This window comes from Micromonospora sp. NPDC049139, assembly GCF_055586845.1.
The window spans coordinates 37,592-52,170 of sequence record NZ_JBVJHK010000009.1 but is presented as its reverse complement, the minus strand read 5'-3'; the positions used below and the strand labels follow the sequence as shown (position 1 = coordinate 52,170).

17 protein-coding genes and 3 pseudogenes are annotated in these 14,579 nt (G+C 72.6%); 13 read left to right on the top strand and 7 right to left on the bottom strand.

Annotation, left to right across the window (positions count from 1 at the left end):
- Window positions 1–6: 6 nt before the first annotated feature.
- Together tnpA and ACZ6Q9_RS17260 are read right to left on the bottom strand one after the other, a co-directional pair.
- Window positions 7–375, bottom strand: a pseudogene (gene tnpA, locus ACZ6Q9_RS17265) (IS200/IS605 family transposase); the annotation flags it as partial.
- A complete protein-coding gene (locus ACZ6Q9_RS17260; RefSeq protein ID WP_396830300.1) occupies window positions 326–514 on the bottom strand; it encodes a transposase in 189 nt (62 codons plus the stop codon). The gene ACZ6Q9_RS17260 and the pseudogene tnpA, both read right to left, overlap by 50 nt.
- A 16-nt stretch (window positions 515–530) precedes the next feature.
- Here ACZ6Q9_RS17260 and ACZ6Q9_RS17255 point away from each other — a divergent pair.
- Window positions 531–1,304, top strand: a pseudogene (locus ACZ6Q9_RS17255) (RNA-guided endonuclease InsQ/TnpB family protein); the annotation flags it as partial.
- Window positions 1,273–1,764: an RNA-guided endonuclease InsQ/TnpB family protein gene (locus ACZ6Q9_RS17250; RefSeq protein ID WP_396830299.1), complete on the top strand. Its 492-nt coding sequence runs from the start codon at window positions 1,273–1,275 to the stop codon at window positions 1,762–1,764. The pseudogene ACZ6Q9_RS17255 and the gene ACZ6Q9_RS17250, both read left to right, overlap by 32 nt.
- 13 nt (window positions 1,765–1,777) lie before the next feature.
- Here ACZ6Q9_RS17250 and ACZ6Q9_RS17245 read toward each other — a convergent pair whose 3' ends face one another.
- Both ACZ6Q9_RS17245 and ACZ6Q9_RS17240 read right to left on the bottom strand, forming a co-directional pair.
- Entirely contained in the window at window positions 1,778–2,065 is a 288-nt protein-coding gene (locus ACZ6Q9_RS17245) for a GNAT family N-acetyltransferase (RefSeq protein WP_396830298.1), read from the bottom strand.
- Window positions 2,062–2,199: pseudogene (locus ACZ6Q9_RS17240) on the bottom strand (cysteine desulfurase-like protein); the annotation flags it as partial. The gene ACZ6Q9_RS17245 and the pseudogene ACZ6Q9_RS17240, both read right to left, overlap by 4 nt.
- A gap of 89 nt (window positions 2,200–2,288) precedes the next feature.
- Between ACZ6Q9_RS17240 and ACZ6Q9_RS17235 the strand changes: the two are divergent.
- The 7 genes from ACZ6Q9_RS17235 (at window position 2,289) to ACZ6Q9_RS17205 (ending at window position 6,753) form a co-directional block, all read left to right on the top strand.
- Complete coding sequence (locus ACZ6Q9_RS17235; RefSeq protein ID WP_396830325.1) at window positions 2,289–2,651, top strand: hypothetical protein; 363 nt, start codon at window positions 2,289–2,291, stop codon at window positions 2,649–2,651.
- A gap of 60 nt (window positions 2,652–2,711) precedes the next feature.
- Window positions 2,712–3,533 carry a DUF1206 domain-containing protein gene (locus ACZ6Q9_RS17230; RefSeq protein WP_393269561.1) on the top strand — a complete coding sequence of 274 codons (822 nt, stop codon included), beginning with the start codon at window positions 2,712–2,714 and terminating at the stop codon, window positions 3,531–3,533.
- An 82-nt stretch (window positions 3,534–3,615) separates the two neighbouring features.
- Entirely contained in the window at window positions 3,616–4,812 is a 1,197-nt protein-coding gene (locus tag ACZ6Q9_RS17225) for a mechanosensitive ion channel family protein (RefSeq protein WP_393269563.1), read from the top strand.
- Window positions 4,813–5,210: 398 nt separating this feature from the next.
- Window positions 5,211–5,645 (top strand): phage holin family protein, encoded by a 435-nt coding sequence (locus ACZ6Q9_RS17220; RefSeq protein WP_357697725.1) that lies wholly within the window; start codon window positions 5,211–5,213, stop codon window positions 5,643–5,645.
- Complete coding sequence (locus ACZ6Q9_RS17215) at window positions 5,642–5,992, top strand: DUF3618 domain-containing protein (protein WP_357452201.1); 351 nt, start codon at window positions 5,642–5,644, stop codon at window positions 5,990–5,992. Before ACZ6Q9_RS17220 ends, ACZ6Q9_RS17215 begins: the two co-directional genes overlap by 4 nt.
- An 8-nt stretch (window positions 5,993–6,000) precedes the next feature.
- On the top strand, window positions 6,001–6,261 hold the full coding sequence (locus ACZ6Q9_RS17210) for a DUF4235 domain-containing protein (protein ID WP_393269667.1): 261 nt from the start codon (window positions 6,001–6,003) through the stop codon (window positions 6,259–6,261).
- Window positions 6,262–6,549: 288 nt separating this feature from the next.
- Window positions 6,550–6,753 carry a cold-shock protein gene (locus tag ACZ6Q9_RS17205; RefSeq protein ID WP_007075740.1) on the top strand — a complete coding sequence of 68 codons (204 nt, stop codon included), beginning with the start codon at window positions 6,550–6,552 and terminating at the stop codon, window positions 6,751–6,753.
- A gap of 148 nt (window positions 6,754–6,901) precedes the next feature.
- Here ACZ6Q9_RS17205 and ACZ6Q9_RS17200 read toward each other — a convergent pair whose 3' ends face one another.
- Window positions 6,902–7,096, bottom strand: a complete 195-nt coding sequence (locus ACZ6Q9_RS17200) for a hypothetical protein (RefSeq protein ID WP_393269566.1) — start codon at window positions 7,094–7,096, stop codon at window positions 6,902–6,904.
- A gap of 198 nt (window positions 7,097–7,294) precedes the next feature.
- Between ACZ6Q9_RS17200 and ACZ6Q9_RS17195 the strand changes: the two genes are divergently transcribed.
- Both ACZ6Q9_RS17195 and ACZ6Q9_RS17190 read left to right on the top strand, forming a co-directional pair.
- Window positions 7,295–8,089 carry a trans-aconitate 2-methyltransferase gene (locus tag ACZ6Q9_RS17195; RefSeq protein WP_396830297.1) on the top strand — a complete coding sequence of 265 codons (795 nt, stop codon included), beginning with the start codon at window positions 7,295–7,297 and terminating at the stop codon, window positions 8,087–8,089.
- Window positions 8,086–9,111 carry an adenosine deaminase gene (locus ACZ6Q9_RS17190; RefSeq protein ID WP_393456324.1) on the top strand — a complete coding sequence of 342 codons (1,026 nt, stop codon included), beginning with the start codon at window positions 8,086–8,088 and terminating at the stop codon, window positions 9,109–9,111. The genes ACZ6Q9_RS17195 and ACZ6Q9_RS17190 overlap by 4 nt, the downstream gene beginning before the upstream one ends.
- 225 nt (window positions 9,112–9,336) lie before the next feature.
- Here ACZ6Q9_RS17190 and ACZ6Q9_RS17185 read toward each other — a convergent pair whose 3' ends face one another.
- A complete protein-coding gene (locus ACZ6Q9_RS17185) occupies window positions 9,337–10,707 on the bottom strand; it encodes a HAMP domain-containing sensor histidine kinase (RefSeq protein WP_393456327.1) in 1,371 nt (456 codons plus the stop codon).
- 29 nt (window positions 10,708–10,736) lie between these two features.
- On the bottom strand, window positions 10,737–11,426 hold the full coding sequence (locus ACZ6Q9_RS17180; RefSeq protein WP_357452216.1) for a response regulator transcription factor: 690 nt from the start codon (window positions 11,424–11,426) through the stop codon (window positions 10,737–10,739).
- A gap of 73 nt (window positions 11,427–11,499) precedes the next feature.
- Here ACZ6Q9_RS17180 and ACZ6Q9_RS17175 point away from each other — a divergent pair, with 73 nt between their 5' ends.
- Both ACZ6Q9_RS17175 and thrS read left to right on the top strand, forming a co-directional pair.
- Window positions 11,500–12,420 carry an ADP-ribosylglycohydrolase family protein gene (locus tag ACZ6Q9_RS17175; RefSeq protein ID WP_393456330.1) on the top strand — a complete coding sequence of 307 codons (921 nt, stop codon included), beginning with the start codon at window positions 11,500–11,502 and terminating at the stop codon, window positions 12,418–12,420.
- A 149-nt stretch (window positions 12,421–12,569) separates the two neighbouring features.
- The gene (gene thrS / locus ACZ6Q9_RS17170) at window positions 12,570–14,570 is read left to right on the top strand and encodes a threonine--tRNA ligase (protein WP_393269580.1); all 2,001 of its coding nucleotides are present in this window, start codon (window positions 12,570–12,572) and stop codon (window positions 14,568–14,570) included.
- Window positions 14,571–14,579 lie beyond the last annotated feature (9 nt).

The following is a 14,579-nucleotide window of genomic DNA, read 5'->3' as shown; positions in this document are numbered from 1 at the left end:
CCCCCGCTACCAAGATGCGGACCAGTGCTCCGCCCCTTTTAGGCGGGGTGAAGGCCCCTGTGGGAGGGCCGGCTGCGCCCGAGCGTGCTCTAACCCGGCTTGTTCTGCTGCTCGATGTGCTGGTGAAAGGCTGTCAGGGGTGCGTCGCCGGCGGGGGCCTGCGATGTACGGGGCCGTCCAGAGCTTGTTGGTTCGGTAGTGGTGGCGGACATGGTCGGGAGGCTCTTGATGCATCCGGCGGGATGATGCGCCATTGATGCTGTTCACCAGCCGGGTGAGGGCGGCCTTGGGCGGGAGGTTGACCTGCAGGTGCACATGTTCGGCCTCAGTGTTGTACTCGGCCAGTTCGTACTCGTAGTCGGCGCAGACAACCCCGCATGATCTCTTCCATGCGGGTCAGGTGTCGGTCGGTGAATACGTTGTGTCGGAGCTTGGTCACGAGGACCAAGTGGGCGTGTAGGGCGAAGATGCAGTGTCTGCCAGTGCGAACGCTGCCGACATCGTCGTAGGTCAACGCTAGCTTGTCCGGTGTGCAGCTGCGGTACAACTACCGTGTCTATCCGACGCCCGGCCAGCGGGAAGCGTTGGCGCGGGCGTTCGGGTGTGCGCGGGTGGTGTTCAATGACGGGCTGCGCGCGCGTCAGCAGGCCCGTGAGCAGGGTTTGCCGTACCTGTCGGACGGCGAGTTGTCCAGGCAGGTCATCACCGAGGCCAAGCGCACCCCGGAACGGGCGTGGCTGGGTGAGGTCTCGGCGGTGGTGTTGCAGCAGGCTCTCGCGGACCTGAACACCGCCTACCGCAACTTTTTCGCCTCGGTCACGGGCAGGCGCAAGGGCCGTCAGGTTGCGCCGCCGCGGTTGCGGTCCCGCAAGGACAACCGGCAGGCGATCCGCTTCACCAAGAACAGCCGGTTCGCGGTGTTGGACAACGGCCGGCTGCGGCTGCCGAAGATCGGTGACCTGCACGTGCGCTGGTCACGTCCGCTTCCGGCCGAACCGTCCTCGGTGGCGATCATCCAGGACGCGGCAGGCCGGTATTTCGCCTCGTTCGTCGTGCAGGTGGACGACTCGCCGTTGCCGCCGGCCGGGTCCGAGGTGGGTATCGACCTCGGGCTGACGCATTTCGCCGTGCTGTCCGACGGCACGAAGGTCGCCGCGCCGAAGTTCGGGCGCCGCGCGGCCCGTAAGCTGCGCCGGTTGCAGCAGGACCTTTCCCGCAAGGCCAAGGGCTCGGCCAACCGTAGGAAGGCCGTGGTCAAGGTCGCCCGCGCGCATGCGAGGGTGGCCGACACGCGCCGGGACTGGCAGCACAAGCTCTCGACTCGGATCGTCCGCGAGAACCAAGCGGTGTACGTCGAGGACCTGTGTGGTCGGTCTCGGCCGGACCCGGCTCGCGAAGTCCGTGCACGATGCGGGCTGGGCGTCTTTCGTCGGGATGCTGGAGTACAAGGCCGCCCGCGCCGGGCGCATCTTCGGCAAGATCAACCGGTTCGCGCCCACGTCGCAGACCTGCTCTGCGTGCGGACGCCTCGACGGACCGAAGCCGCTGTCCGTCCGATCGTGGACCTGCCCGTGCGGCGCGGTCCACGACCGGGACATAAACGCGGCCAAGAACGTGTTGGCCCAGGGACGCTGGGACAACTCAAACGCCTGTGGAGCGCAGGTAAGACCGGCACCCGTGCCGGCACCGCGCCGAGAAGCAGGAATCCACCCAGGCGCTGCGCGCTGTTCCGCGCGCAGCGCGGAGGGAATCCCCGTCCTTTAGGACGGGGAGAACGTCAAGCCTCGGGGACGACCAGGTCGGCGTACTCGGGGTGGCGGTCGATGAAGGCGGCCATGAACGGGCAGCGCGGCACCACTCCCGTGCCGCGCTCGCGGAGCTGGTCGAGGGTGTCCCGGACCAGCGTCGCGCCGACGCCCATGTTCTGGAACTTCGGGTCCACCTCGGTGTGGGTGAAGACCAGCACCTCGCCGCGCGGCAGGTACGCGGTGAACCCGGCCAGCGCGTCGTCGACCAGGATCTCGAACCGGCGCTTGGCGGGGTTGTCCTCGACCAGGGTGCTCACCCGCCCATTCTCCCCCCGCCACCGGCGAGCCGGTCCAGTTCGGCGAGCAACCGGTCCACCTCGTCCGGGGTGTTGTAGTGGTGGATGCTGGCGCGCACCGCCCCGCCGCTGTCCCGCAGCCCCGCCGCCTGGAACCGTGGCGCGCCCGGTCGCCACGGCGCCGCCACCTGGGCGGATGATCATCACAGTGCCGGGGTCGCGGTCGTCTCGTACCCTTGGCCGCGTGACGAACCGACGCGTTTACTCCCCGCTGACCCCCACCCGCCGGGCCGCCGGCCTGCTGGCCGGCCTGGCGCTCGGCGTCGCCCTGCTGGCCGGTTGCAGCTCCGAGGGCGCCTCCACCGACTGCGGCCTGAACGCCTGCACGGTCACCTTCGACCGCGGCGTCGAGGCCAGCACCACCATCCTCGGCGTGGAGGCCAAGCTGGTCGGCGCGCAGGGCGACCAGGTGACCGTCGAGGTCGCCGGCGAGCAGCTGACGCTGACCACCGGCCAGCAGGCCACCGACGTCGGCGGCTTCTCCGTGACGCTGGACAGCGTCACCGACCAGGAGGTCAAGATCCGGGTGGCGACCGCCGGCAACTGACCCGCCCGGGGCGGCGGTGGCCGACGTTTGGGGATCTTCGCATTCGGAGATTGTGGCGCCATGTCACTCACCCGGAACGCCGAAGCCACCGCCTCCCGTACGGCGCACAGCCGGTGGCTCGAACTGTTGGCCCGGGCCGGTTTCATCGGCTACGGCATCGTGCACCTCCTGTTCGCCTGGCTGGCGCTGCAGATCGCGTTCGGGAAGCCCGCCGACGACGGCGACCAGTCCGGCGCGCTGCGCACCATCGCCGCCCAGCCGCTGGGCAGGTTCCTCGTCGTCACCATCGCGGTCGGCCTCTTCGCCATGGCGATCTGGCAGGCGCTGGAGGCAGCGGTCGGGCACCGCGCCGAGCGCGGCAAGGAGCGGGTCTGGGAGCGGCTGGCCTCGCTCGGCCGGACCCTCGTCTACCTCTACTTCGCCTGGACAGCCGTCAAGGTCTTCTCCGACGCCGGCTCGAACAGCGCCGACCAGCAGGAGGCGCTGACCGGCCGGGCGATGGAGTCCTCCGGCGGTCGCTGGCTGGTCGGCCTGGCCGGGCTCGTGCTCGCCGCGATCGGTGTCGGCCTGGTGATCTACGGGCTGGTCAAGCGCTTCGAGAAGCATCTCAGGAGCGGTGAGATGAGCCCGCGGACCCGCCAGCTCGCCCGCCGGCTCGGCGTCGCCGGCTACGTCGCCAAGGGCGTCGCGTACGGCATTGCCGGCCTGCTGATCATCCTGGCCGCCGTCAACTACGACCCGGAGAAGGCCCGGGGCCTGGACGCGGCGCTGCACACGCTGCGCGAACAGTCGTACGGTCAACTGCTGCTCACCCTCGTGGCCCTCGGCATCGCCGCCTTCGGCCTGTTCTGCTTCCTCCAGTCCCGGTACCGCAAGGTCTGAGCCTGGTCGATTCCGGGGCCGTCGGGCACTATTGGGCCTTTGCCCCGAAACAGGCCGCCCGGTCCGGAGGAGGAGAGAACCTGTGCAGAGCTACCTCGGGACGATCGTCGCCGCGCTCGCCGCGGCGGCGATCGCCCTGTTCGTCGTCGAGGTCGTGCATCGCGTGGTCCGGCGGCTCGGCCGGCGCTCGCTGCTGCTGACCGAGCTCACCGAGCACGCGCACCGGTCGATCCAGGTCGCCGCCACGGTCCTCGCCGTCCAGTTCGCCGTCCGCTTCAGCACCGGCTACGCGGTCGGCGAGCAGTGGCGGCAGGTGCTGCTGCACGCGCTGGTGCTCGGCGTGATCGCGAGCGTCGCCTGGCTGGTCGCCTCGCTGCTCGTGGTGGCGGAGGACACGGCGCTCGCCCGGTTCCGGGTGGACGTGCCGGACAACCGGCACGCGCGGCGGGTGCGGACCCAGGTGGTGCTGCTGCGCCGGTTGACCATCGCGGTGATCGTCGTCCTGGCGGTCGGCGTCATGCTGATGACCTTCCCGGCCGTACGCGGCATCGGTGCCGGCGTGCTGACCAGCGCCGGTGTCGTCGGTGTGGTCGCCGCGCTCGCCGCGCAGAGCCTGCTGGGCAACGTCTTCGCCGGCCTCCAGCTCGCCTTCAGCGACGCGGTGCGCCTCGACGACGTGGTGGTGGTCGAGGGGGAGTGGGGCCGGATCGAGGAGCTGACCCTCAGCTACGTGGTGGTGCAGATCTGGGACGACCGCCGGCTGATCCTGCCCACCTCGTACTTCACCACCAAGCCCTTCCAGAACTGGACCCGCACGGAGGCGGCCGTGCTGGGCACCGCCGAGTTCGACGTCGACTGGGCGATCCCGGTGCAGGCCATGCGGGAGGAGCTGCGTCGCCTGGTGGAGAGCACCGACCTGTGGGACGGCCGGGTCTGCGTGCTCCAGGTGACCGACGCGACCGGCGGCATGATCAAGGTGCGCGCCCTGGTCAGCGCGGCCGACGCCGGCAGCCTGTGGGACCTGCGCTGCCTGGTCCGCGAGCACCTGGTCGCCTGGATCCGGGACCAGCGGCCGACCGCGATGCCCCGGATGCGTACCGAGATCGGCGACGCGGAGAGCAACCTGCCGTGGCAGTGGGTACGACCCCGCCGGCCGGTGCGCCGCCTCGCCGACGGCGAGGTGCCCGACGACGCCCGGGTCTTCGGCGGCAGCGACGACGGCGACGCCCGCAGCGAGGCGTTCGTCGGCCCCGACGAGCCCGCCGAAACCCGCCGCTGACCCCCGCCCCCGCCCCCGCCCCCGCCCCGCCCCCGCCCCCGCGATCTTGCGCTTTGTGCCCTCCGAATGCGGAGAACGTCCGCTTTGCCGGGGCGGAAAGTGCAAGATCGCGAGGCCGGGTGGGGGCGGGGGTGGGAGGGTCGTGACCTGTGGGGGGTGGGGGCGGTTGGAGGTGTGGGTGGGGTTGTGCCTCGTGGGGTGACCGGGCGGAGTGCGCTGGCTCGGGAAGTTTGACCGGGCGTTTCGTGGGGACCTGCTGCGCGACGCTTCTGCACCTCCTCCCGCGCGCCGTCCGCCGGCACGGGGGACGCGGCGGCCGGGCTCACCGGCCGCCGCGCGAAGGATTGACGGGCGGCGACTCCGGGCATACAGCGCGGTGATGATGAAAGGAGGACAGCATGGCTGACGTGGCGAACGCCCGCACATCCCGCGACGGGAGCGAGCCGTCCACCGCCGAGCTGGTGCAGCGGGCCACGGAGCAGGTCTCCCGCCTGGTCCGCGACGAGCTGGCCCTGGCCCGCGCGGAGCTGACCCAGAAGGGCAAGCATGCCGGCATCGGCATCGGCCTCTTCGGCGGCGGCGGGGCGCTGGCGCTCTACGGCCTGGGCGCCCTGGTCGCCACCGCGATCCTGCTGCTCGATCTGGTGCTGCCGGCCTGGGCCGCGGCCCTGATCGTCGCGGTGGTGCTCTTCGTGATGGCCGGCGTCCTCGCCCTGGTGGGCAAGAAGCAGGTCAGCCAGGCGGTCCCGCCGGTGCCGGCGGCCACGGTGCGCAGCGTCCGGGCCGACGTCGACACCGTCGCCGCCGCGGTGAAGGACAGGGGGCGGGCATGACGACGGGCAACGGCCGGGGCACCGGCGACACCGAGGCCCTCCGGGAGGAGATCCGGCGGACCCGGGTCGAGTTGGGCGAGACCATGGAGGCGCTCGCCGCCAAGGCCGACGTCAAGGCGCGGCTGAGGTCCTCCGCCGACCAGGCGAAGGAGCGGATGCGGGAGCAGGCCGCGCAGACCGTGGCCCGGGTGCGCGGGCAGGCGGCGCAGAAGGCGCAGCTCGCGCGAGGGCAGGCGCAGGAGACGGGCGCGGTCGTCCGGCGCAACCCGGCGCCGTTCGTGGCCCTCGCGGCCGGCGCGGTGGCCGCCGCTATCGTGCTGTTGATCGTCCGGGGGAGGCGCAGGTGAGCAGGAACATCGGGAGGGCCGCGTACAAGCCGGTCGGCGTGCTGATGGGCATCGCCGCCGGTGCGGTCGCGGGCATGATCTTCCGGCAGGTGTGGAAGGTGACGGCGGGCGACGGCGAGGCGCCCAGCGCCACCGACGAGGAGCGCGGCTGGGGCGAGATCCTGGCGGCGGCGGCCTTGCAGGGCGCCATCTTCGCGGTCGTCCGGGCCGCCGTCGACCGGGGCGGCGCGGTGGGCGTACGCCGGCTGACCGGGCACTGGCCGGACTGACCCGGCTTTCGCCGAAGGCCCCCTCGCCGTGGCGGTGAGGGGGCCTTTCGCACGGCGGTAAGCGCCCACCCAGCGGATCTTCGGCATCCGTCAGGTCACATGTCGGAGAATTTCGTCGGGTAGGCTGTGCAGAGTTTTTGCGTACGTGGTTTGCTGTTCCACGCTGTTGAGAGATGGCGTGGGTTGAGAGAAGTCTCCTTCAATGGGGGCCGCCTCAGGCACCGCTGCTCGAAAACGGCCAATCGGCCGCACGGCGTGCTCGGCCGCCAGTTTTAGAAGGAGATACACATGGCGCAGGGAACCGTGAAGTGGTTCAACGCTGACAAGGGCTTCGGCTTCATCACCGTCGACGGCGGGGGTGCTGACGTGTTCGTCCACTTCTCGGCCATCCAGACCAGCGGCTACCGCACGCTGGAGGAGAACCAGCGGGTGGAGTTCGAGATCGCCCAGGGTCAGAAGGGTCCGCAGGCCGAGCAGGTCCGCCCCATCTGAGCACTGCCGGTCGGCAGTCGCCGACCAGTGGATGATCCGACGCCCGGATCACCAGTGAAGCCCCGTATCCCGCCCGGGATGCGGGGCTTTCCGCGTATCCCGGGCACGGTCGGCGCGCCGGGGCCGGGGGCGGGAGCGTGGGGGCCGCTCAGCGGCGTCGGCGGGCGCGCAGCCCGGACCAGAGCAGGGCGAGTCCGATCAGGACGACGAGTGGCCCGAGGATCGCCCAGATCCGCTGGTCGGTCATCAGGCTGCCCTCGACGTAGCCGAGGCCCTGCACCGTCCAGACCGCCCCTACGACCACGGCGAGCAGGCCGAGGGTGAGCGGCAGCCAGCCCTTCATCGTGATTCCCCTTCGTCGATCCCCGCCGCGGGGAACCGTCCGACGAGCTGCTCGCTGCCCGGTCCGACCACCCCGACGTGCCACCCCGGCCGGGGGAAGGTCCGCTGCTCCATGCCACCGAGCCTAGTGATCCCGCTTGTGAGGCCGCGCCACGGGCCGTACGGTTAACAAGACGGACGTACGGTTTGGGAGGCTGCGATGTGGGATCCGACGACATACCTGCGCTACGGCGACGAGCGCTCCCGGCCCTTCCACGACCTGCTCGCGCGGGTCCCGGCCGAGCGGCCGCGCGTCGTGGTCGACCTCGGCTGCGGGCCCGGCAACCTGACGGAGGTCCTCGCCGGACGCTGGCCGGACAGCCGCGTCGTCGGCCTCGACTCCTCGGTGGAGATGATCGCGCGGGCACACGCCACCGCGTCCCCGGTCTCCTTCGTGGTGGGCGACGTCCGGGACTGGCGGCCGGAATCCGACGTGGACGTGGTGGTCAGCAACGCGGTGCTGCAGTGGGTCCCCGGCCATCGTGAGCTGCTCGCCCGCTGGGCACGTGAGCTGCCCGGCGGGGCCTGGCTGGCGGTGCAGGTGCCGGGCAACTTCGACGCGCCCTCACACCGGGCGCTGCGCGAGGTCGCCGGCCGCCCGGCCTGGCGCGCCGACCTCGTTCCGCTGCTGCGCGAGGCCCCGGTCGACGACGCCACCAGCTACGCCGGGTTGCTGACCGGTGCCGGCTGCGCCGTGGACGCCTGGGAGACTACCTACGTGCACCTGCTGCCGGCCCGCGCCGACGCGGACCACCCCGTGCTGACCTGGATGGAGGGCACCGCGCTCCGGCCGGTCCGCGCGGCCCTGGACGCCGCCGGCTGGGCCGACTTCCGGGCCGAACTCGGCGTACGCCTCGCGCAGGCGTACCCGGTGCGGCACGGTCAGGTGTACTTCCCGTTCCGACGCGTCTTCATCGTCGCCCGTACCGGCGCCCGTGCAGAGGAGAACATGTGACCGACCTGCAAACCTTCATCGCCGGACTGCCCAAGGTGGAGCTGCACGTGCACCACGTCGGCTCCGCCTCGCCCCGGATCGTCGCCGAGTTGGCCGCCCGTCACGAGGGCCGCAGCCCCGTGCCCGCGGACCCGGCCGCGCTCGCCGACTACTTCGCCTTCCGTGACTTCGCGCACTTCATCGAGGTCTACCTGAGCGTCGTGGACCTCATCCGCGACCAGGAGGACGTCTGGATCCTCACCCACGAGGTGGCCCGCGAGCTGGCCCGCCAGCAGGTCCGCTACGCCGAGCTGACCGTGACGCCCTACTCGCACGTGCACCGGGGCATCCCCGCCCCGGCCTTCTGCGAGGCGATCGAGGACGCCCGCAAGCGGGCCGAGGCCGACTTCGGCATCGAGCTGCGCTGGTGCTTCGACATCCCCGGCGAGGCGGGCCTGCCGGCGGCCGAGGAGACCCTGCGGATCTCGCTGGAGGAGCGCCCGGACGGGCTGATCAGCTTCGGCCTGGGCGGCCCGGAGATCGGCGTGCCCCGGCCGCAGTTCAAGCCGTACTTCGACCGGGCCCGGGCGGCCGGCCTGCGCTCGGTGCCGCACGCCGGCGAGACCACCGGCCCGCAGACGGTCTGGGACGCGCTGCGCGACCTGGGCGCGGAGCGGATCGGGCACGGCATCTCCGCCGCGCAGGACCCGGAGCTGCTGGCCCACCTCGCCGAGCACCGGATCGGCATGGAGGTCTGCCCGACGTCCAACGTGCGGACCCGGGCGGTCGCCACCATCGACGAGCACCCGTTGCGGCAGTTGGTCGACGCCGGCCTGCTGGTCACCATCAACTCCGACGACCCGCCGATGTTCGGCACCACCCTCAACGACGAGTACGCCGTCGCGGCCCGGCTGCTCGACGCGGGGCCGGAGGGGCTGGCCGCGCTGGCCCGCAACGCGGTGACCGCCTCCTTCCTGGACCCGGCGGGCAAGCAGCGGATCGGCGCCGAGATCGACGCCTACGTGGCGGCCGCCACCCGCTGAGCGGGGCGGGGTAGCCGGCGCGCGGCGTGGCAGGAGAGCGTCGCGCGCCGTGCGGGAAGGTGTGGCGGGAGGAAGTGTGGCGCGCGGCGGGAGCAGGTTGTGGGGGGACCGTTGCTCCCACCGCGCGCACGGCTCCACCGGCCGGTGGGTGCTCGGGGCAGTGACCGGTGGAACTGATGGGTTCGTGGAAGATCATGCCAGTCCGCGACGGGTCGGCCGCCGCGGTTAATCCGGATCTAAGGAAGACTTGCGCCGGCCCACAGCTCGGCCGACCAGCCCGAACCGGCTGACCTGCCGGGGCGTTGCCTCGGGGTCGGCGAGGAGCATGACCACGCTCGCCCCGCCGAGCCGGGCCCGGTCGATGCTCACCGAGCCGTTGGCCTGCAACGCCACCCGCTTGGCGATGTCCAGCCCCAGCCCGGTGGAGCCCTGGTCGCTGGCACCCCGGCGCAGCGCCCGGTCGGGGTTGGCGATCCCCGGCCCGGCGTCGTCGATCCGGATGGCCACGTAGCCGTCGCGGCGGGAGACCGCCACCTCGAACGCGGTGCCCTGCGGCGTGTAGCGGAAGACGTTGCCGATCACCGCGTCCAGCGCGGCGGCCAGCTCGGCCCGCGGCACCGGCGCCGGGATGCGCAGCTGGGCGCCGGTCACCCGGTGCGGGCGGTTCTGGTCGCCGGCCAGCGCGGCCCAGAACACCATCCGGTCCCGGACCACCTCGCTGACGTCGCACATCGCCGGCCCCGCCTCGTGCGCCACCGCCTTGCGGGTGGTCTTGATCAGCACGTCGATCTCGCCCTCGAGGGTGACGATCGCCTGCCGGATCCGTCGGATGCCGCGCCGCCGATCAAGCTCCGCCGCGCTGAACGAGCCCACGCTGGTGTCGTCGGACTCCAGCGCCTCGGCGTCCAGCCGGAGCACGGTCAGCGGGGTGCGCAGCCGGTGCGACAGGTCGGCGACCAGCTCCCGCTCGTCGGTGCGCGCCGCGACCATCCGGTCGGCCATCCGGTTGAAGGCGTACCCGGCCTCGGCCAGCTCGCGCGGGCCGCTGGGCTCGACGCGTACGGCCAGGTCGCCGTCGCCGATCGCGAGCGCGGCCCTGACCAGCCCCCGGGCCGAGTCGACCGCGCGGGCGGCGACCCGGTCGACCACCAGCACCGCCGCGCCCACCAGCGCGGCGGCCACCCCGAGCAGCAGCAGCCACCGGCCGCCGGCGCCCTCGTCCAGCGCCGACTCGGGCACGAAGACCTCCACCACGGCGGTGCGGTCGCCGAGCACCGCCGGGTCGAGCCGGAGCACCCCGCCGTCGACGTCGACGACCACGGAGCGCCGCTCGGCCCGGGCCCGCTCCAGGTCCGCGCCGCCGGCCCGGCCCGCGGGCCCGTCCGTCCCGAGGCCGTGTACGACGGGCCGGGTGGCCGGGTCGTCGCCGCTGGCGGCCACGGCGCGCTGCACCACGGCGGGATCGGTGCTGACCGCGAGCGCCCCGGTCACCAGCGCGCTGCGGCGGGCGGCATCCGCGATGGCCTCCTCGCGGGCCCGGTCACCGAGGCCGGTGGCGAGCGGGACGAGGAAGGCGAACGCGACCAGGGCGCACATGCCGGCCGTGAGACGGGCCAGCGACGCCCTCAGTCCGGTGCCACCAGCCGGAAGCCGACCCCCCGCACGGTGCGCAGGTAGCGCGGCTTCGCCGCGGACTCGCCCATTTTGCGACGTAGCCAGTAAAGGTGAACGTCGATGGTCTGGTCCTCGCCGACCGACGGCTGCCGCCATACCTCCTCCAGAAGTTCCCGGCGGGACACTACCCGGCCCGGACGTGCGGCGAGATACGCCAACAGGTCGAATTCCTTGCGGGTCAGCGCCAACGGCTCGCCGTCGAGGTGGGCGCTGCGCTCCCCGACGTCCACCCGCAGCCCGCCGACGCTGTGCACGGCCGGCTGCACCGCCCGGCTGGCCCGCCCGGCCCGGCGCAGCACCGTGGTGATCCGGGCGTCGAGGTGCGCGCCGGTGAACGGCTTGACCATGTAGTCGTCGGCCCCGGCGCGCAGCAGCCGGACCACGGACTGCTCGTCGTCGCGCGCGGTGGCGATGATGATCGGCACGTCGGTGATGCCGCGCAGCATCCGCAGCGCGTCCGAGCCGTCGAGGTCGGGCAGGCCGAGGTCGAGCACCACCAGGTCGGGGGTCTCGGCGGCCACGCGGCGCAGCGCGTCCAGCGCGGTGCCCACGGCGTGCACGGCGTGCCCCCGGTCGGCGAGGGACCGCAGCATCGCGCCGCGTACGACGTGATCGTCTTCGACCAGGAGCACGGTGGCCACGCCAAGACGGTACTCGGGGTGGCAAGTTGATCGCGTTGCGGCGCACCTGCGAACCGGGCAAGCTGGTACAACGATGTCCTTCACGCTCTTTGCCGACACCCGCCTCGCGCTCGCCCGGGACTCGCTCGCCGGCCTGTCGGTCGGCGACGCGCTCGGCTCGCAGTTCTTCGTCCCCGGCCGGCACCCGGCCGACCTGGCCGCCGGCAGGCTTCCCCCGGCGCCCTGGGAGTGGACCGACGACACCGAGATGGCCTGCTCGGTGGTCGCCGCCCTCGCCGCGGCGGGCACCATCGACCGGGACGCCCTCGCCATGGCCTTCGCCGAGCGCTGCGAGCCCTACCGGGGGTACGGGCCGGGTGCCGTGACGATCCTGCGGCTGATCCGCACGGGCACGCCGTGGCCGGTGGCGGCCGCCGCCGCCTTCGACGGGCAGGGCTCGTGCGGCAACGGCGCGGCGATGCGGGTCGGTCCGCTGGGCGCGTGGTTCGCCGACTCGACCGCCCGGGCGGCGGCGCAGGCAGGGGCGTCGGCCGAGGTGACCCACGCGCACCCGGAGGGCATCGCCGGGGCGGTCGCGGTGGCGGTGGCCGCCTCGCTGGCCGCCCGGGGCCGGCTGGACGGCCACCGGCCGCCCCCGCGCCGGCTGCTCGCCGGGGTGGCCGCCGCGCTGGACCCGGCCACCGAGGTGCACCGGGGCGTACGCCGGGCCGCCGACCTGCTCGACCGGCCGCTGCGCGAGGCCGTCGACGTGCTCGGCAACGGCTCCCGGGTCACCGCCCAGGACACCGTCGCCTTCACCTGCTGGGTGGCGGCCGTGCACCTGGACGACTACCCGGCGGCGATCGGCGCCTGCGTCGAGGCGGGCGGGGACGTGGACACCACCGCCGCCATCGTCGGGTCGGTGGTGGCCGCGCACACCGGGGTGGGCACCCCTGGCGGGGTGCCCGCTGACTGGCTGGCCGCCCGCGAGCCGCTGCCGGACTGGTCCGCCTGACCCTTCCCGCCGGTCGGGCGGGCGCCGGGGCCGGCGTCCCACGGGTCGCGGGGGCGGTGGCGTCGCCGACCGTGCCGGCGGGGGCGACCGATAGCATCGCAGGAGCCGAACGTTCGGCGTCATCCGTACCGTCTGCTGGAGGAGTGACCGTGTCCGCACCCCGTACCCCCGCCGTGGCCGACCCCGTCGTCGTCGCCGCCGGGACCACGGCGGCCGACGCGGTGGCCGCGGCCGGGCTGCCCGCGGCCGGCCCGAAGGCGGTCGTCGTGGTCCGCGACCCGCAGGGCCAGCTGCGTGACCTGGACTGGTCGCCGCAGGTCGACACCGAGGTCGAGCCGGTCGGCCTCGACTCCCCGGACGGGCTCAACGTGCTGCGGCACTCCACCGCGCACGTGCTCGCCCAGGCCGTGCAGGACGTCTTCCCCGAGGCCAAGCTCGGCATCGGCCCGCCCATCGAGAACGGCTTCTACTACGACTTCGCGGTCGACAAGCCGTTCCAGCCGGACGACCTCGGCAAGCTCGAGAAGCGGATGCAGGAGATCATCAAGTCCGGCCAGCGGTTCCGCCGTCGCCGCTTCGGCAGCCTGGACGAGGCGAAGGCCGAGCTGGCCGCCGAGCCGTTCAAGCTGGAGCTGATCGACGTCAAGGGAGAGGGGCTGGACACCTCCGAGGTGATGGAGGTGGGCGGCGGCGAGCTGACCATCTACGACAACCTCGCCGCGACGGAGGACAAGGTCTGCTGGTCGGACCTGTGCCGCGGCCCGCACCTGCCGAACACCCGGCTGATCGGCGCGTTCAAGCTGATGCGCTCGGCCGCCGCGTACTGGCGCGGGTCGGAGAAGAACCCGCAGCTCCAGCGGGTGTACGGCACCGCCTGGCCGACCCGGGACGAGCTGAAGGCGTACCTGAAGCTGCTGGAGGAGGCCGCCCGGCGCGACCACCGCAAGCTCGGCGCGGACCTCGACCTGTTCAGCTTCCCCGACGAGATCGGCTCCGGCCTGGCGGTCTTCCACCCCAAGGGCGGCATCATCCGCCGCGAGCTGGAGAACTACTCGCGCCGCCGGCACGAGGAGGCGGGGTACGAGTTCGTCAACACCCCGCACATCACCAAGGCGCAGCTCTTCGAGACCTCCGGGCACCTGCAGTGGTACGCCGACGGCATGTACCCGCCCATGGAGATGGAGGGCGCCAACTACTACCTCAAGCCGATGAACTGCCCGTTCCACAACCTGATCTTCCGGTCCCGGGGGCGGTCCTACCGGGAGCTGCCGCTGCGGCTGTTCGAGTTCGGCTCGGTCTACCGGTTCGAGAAGTCCGGTGTGGTGCACGGCCTGACCCGGGTGCGCGGCATGACCCAGGACGACGCGCACATCTACTGCACGCAGGAGCAGATGGCGGGCGAGCTGAAGTCGCTGCTGTCGTTCGTGCTGGACCTGCTGCGCGACTACGGCCTGGACGACTTCTACCTGGAGCTGTCCACCCGCAACCCGGAGAAGTCCGTCGGCACCGACGAGAACTGGGAGCGGGCCACCGAGGCGCTGCGCTCGGCCGCCGAGGAGTCCGGTCTGGACCTGGTGCCGGACCCGGGCGGCGCGGCCTTCTACGGCCCGAAGATCTCGGTGCAGGCCAAGGACGCGATCGGCCGGACCTGGCAGATGTCCACCATCCAGGTCGACTTCAACCTGCCGGAGCGGTTCGGGCTGGAGTTCCAGGCCGCCGACGGCAGCCGGCAGCAGCCGGTGATGATCCACCGGGCGCTCTTCGGCTCGATCGAGCGCTTCTTCGGGGTGCTCACCGAGCACTACGCGGGCGCCTTCCCGGCCTGGCTGGCGCCGGTGCAGGTGGTCGGCATCCCGATCCGCGAGGACCACACCGACTACCTGCACGGCTTCGTCGCCGCGCTGCGGGCCGAGGGCATCCGCGCCCAGGTCGACGCGGGCGACGACCGGATGCAGAAGAAGATCCGCAACGCCCAGCAGCAGAAGATCCCGTTCATGGTGATCGCCGGCGACGACGACGTGGCGGCCGGCACGGTCTCGTTCCGCTACCGGGACGGCTCGCAGCGCAACGGGGTGCCGATCGCCGACGCGGTGGCCCACGTCCTCGACGTGGTCGGCTCGCGGACCAACGTCGGCCCGTCGGCCGCCTGATCCACCACG

Excerpts from the sequence above, each read along its gene's own strand:
- ACZ6Q9_RS17250 (WP_396830299.1), top strand. The coding sequence starts at position 1,273 with ATGCGAGGGTGGCCGACACGCGCCGGGACTGGCAGCACAAGCTCTCGA.
- ACZ6Q9_RS17230 (WP_393269561.1), top strand. The coding sequence starts at position 2,712 with ATGTCACTCACCCGGAACGCCGAAGCCACCGCCTCCCGTACGGCGCAC.
- ACZ6Q9_RS17220 (WP_357697725.1), top strand. The coding sequence starts at position 5,211 with ATGGCTGACGTGGCGAACGCCCGCACATCCCGCGACGGGAGCGAGCCG.
- ACZ6Q9_RS17215 (WP_357452201.1), top strand. The coding sequence starts at position 5,642 with ATGACGACGGGCAACGGCCGGGGCACCGGCGACACCGAGGCCCTCCGG.
- ACZ6Q9_RS17205 (WP_007075740.1), top strand. The coding sequence starts at position 6,550 with ATGGCGCAGGGAACCGTGAAGTGGTTCAACGCTGACAAGGGCTTCGGC.
- ACZ6Q9_RS17200 (WP_393269566.1), bottom strand. The coding sequence starts at position 7,096 with ATGAAGGGCTGGCTGCCGCTCACCCTCGGCCTGCTCGCCGTGGTCGTA.
- ACZ6Q9_RS17195 (WP_396830297.1), top strand. The coding sequence starts at position 7,295 with ATGTGGGATCCGACGACATACCTGCGCTACGGCGACGAGCGCTCCCGG.
- ACZ6Q9_RS17185 (WP_393456327.1), bottom strand. The coding sequence starts at position 10,707 with ATGTGCGCCCTGGTCGCGTTCGCCTTCCTCGTCCCGCTCGCCACCGGC.
- ACZ6Q9_RS17175 (WP_393456330.1), top strand. The coding sequence starts at position 11,500 with ATGTCCTTCACGCTCTTTGCCGACACCCGCCTCGCGCTCGCCCGGGAC.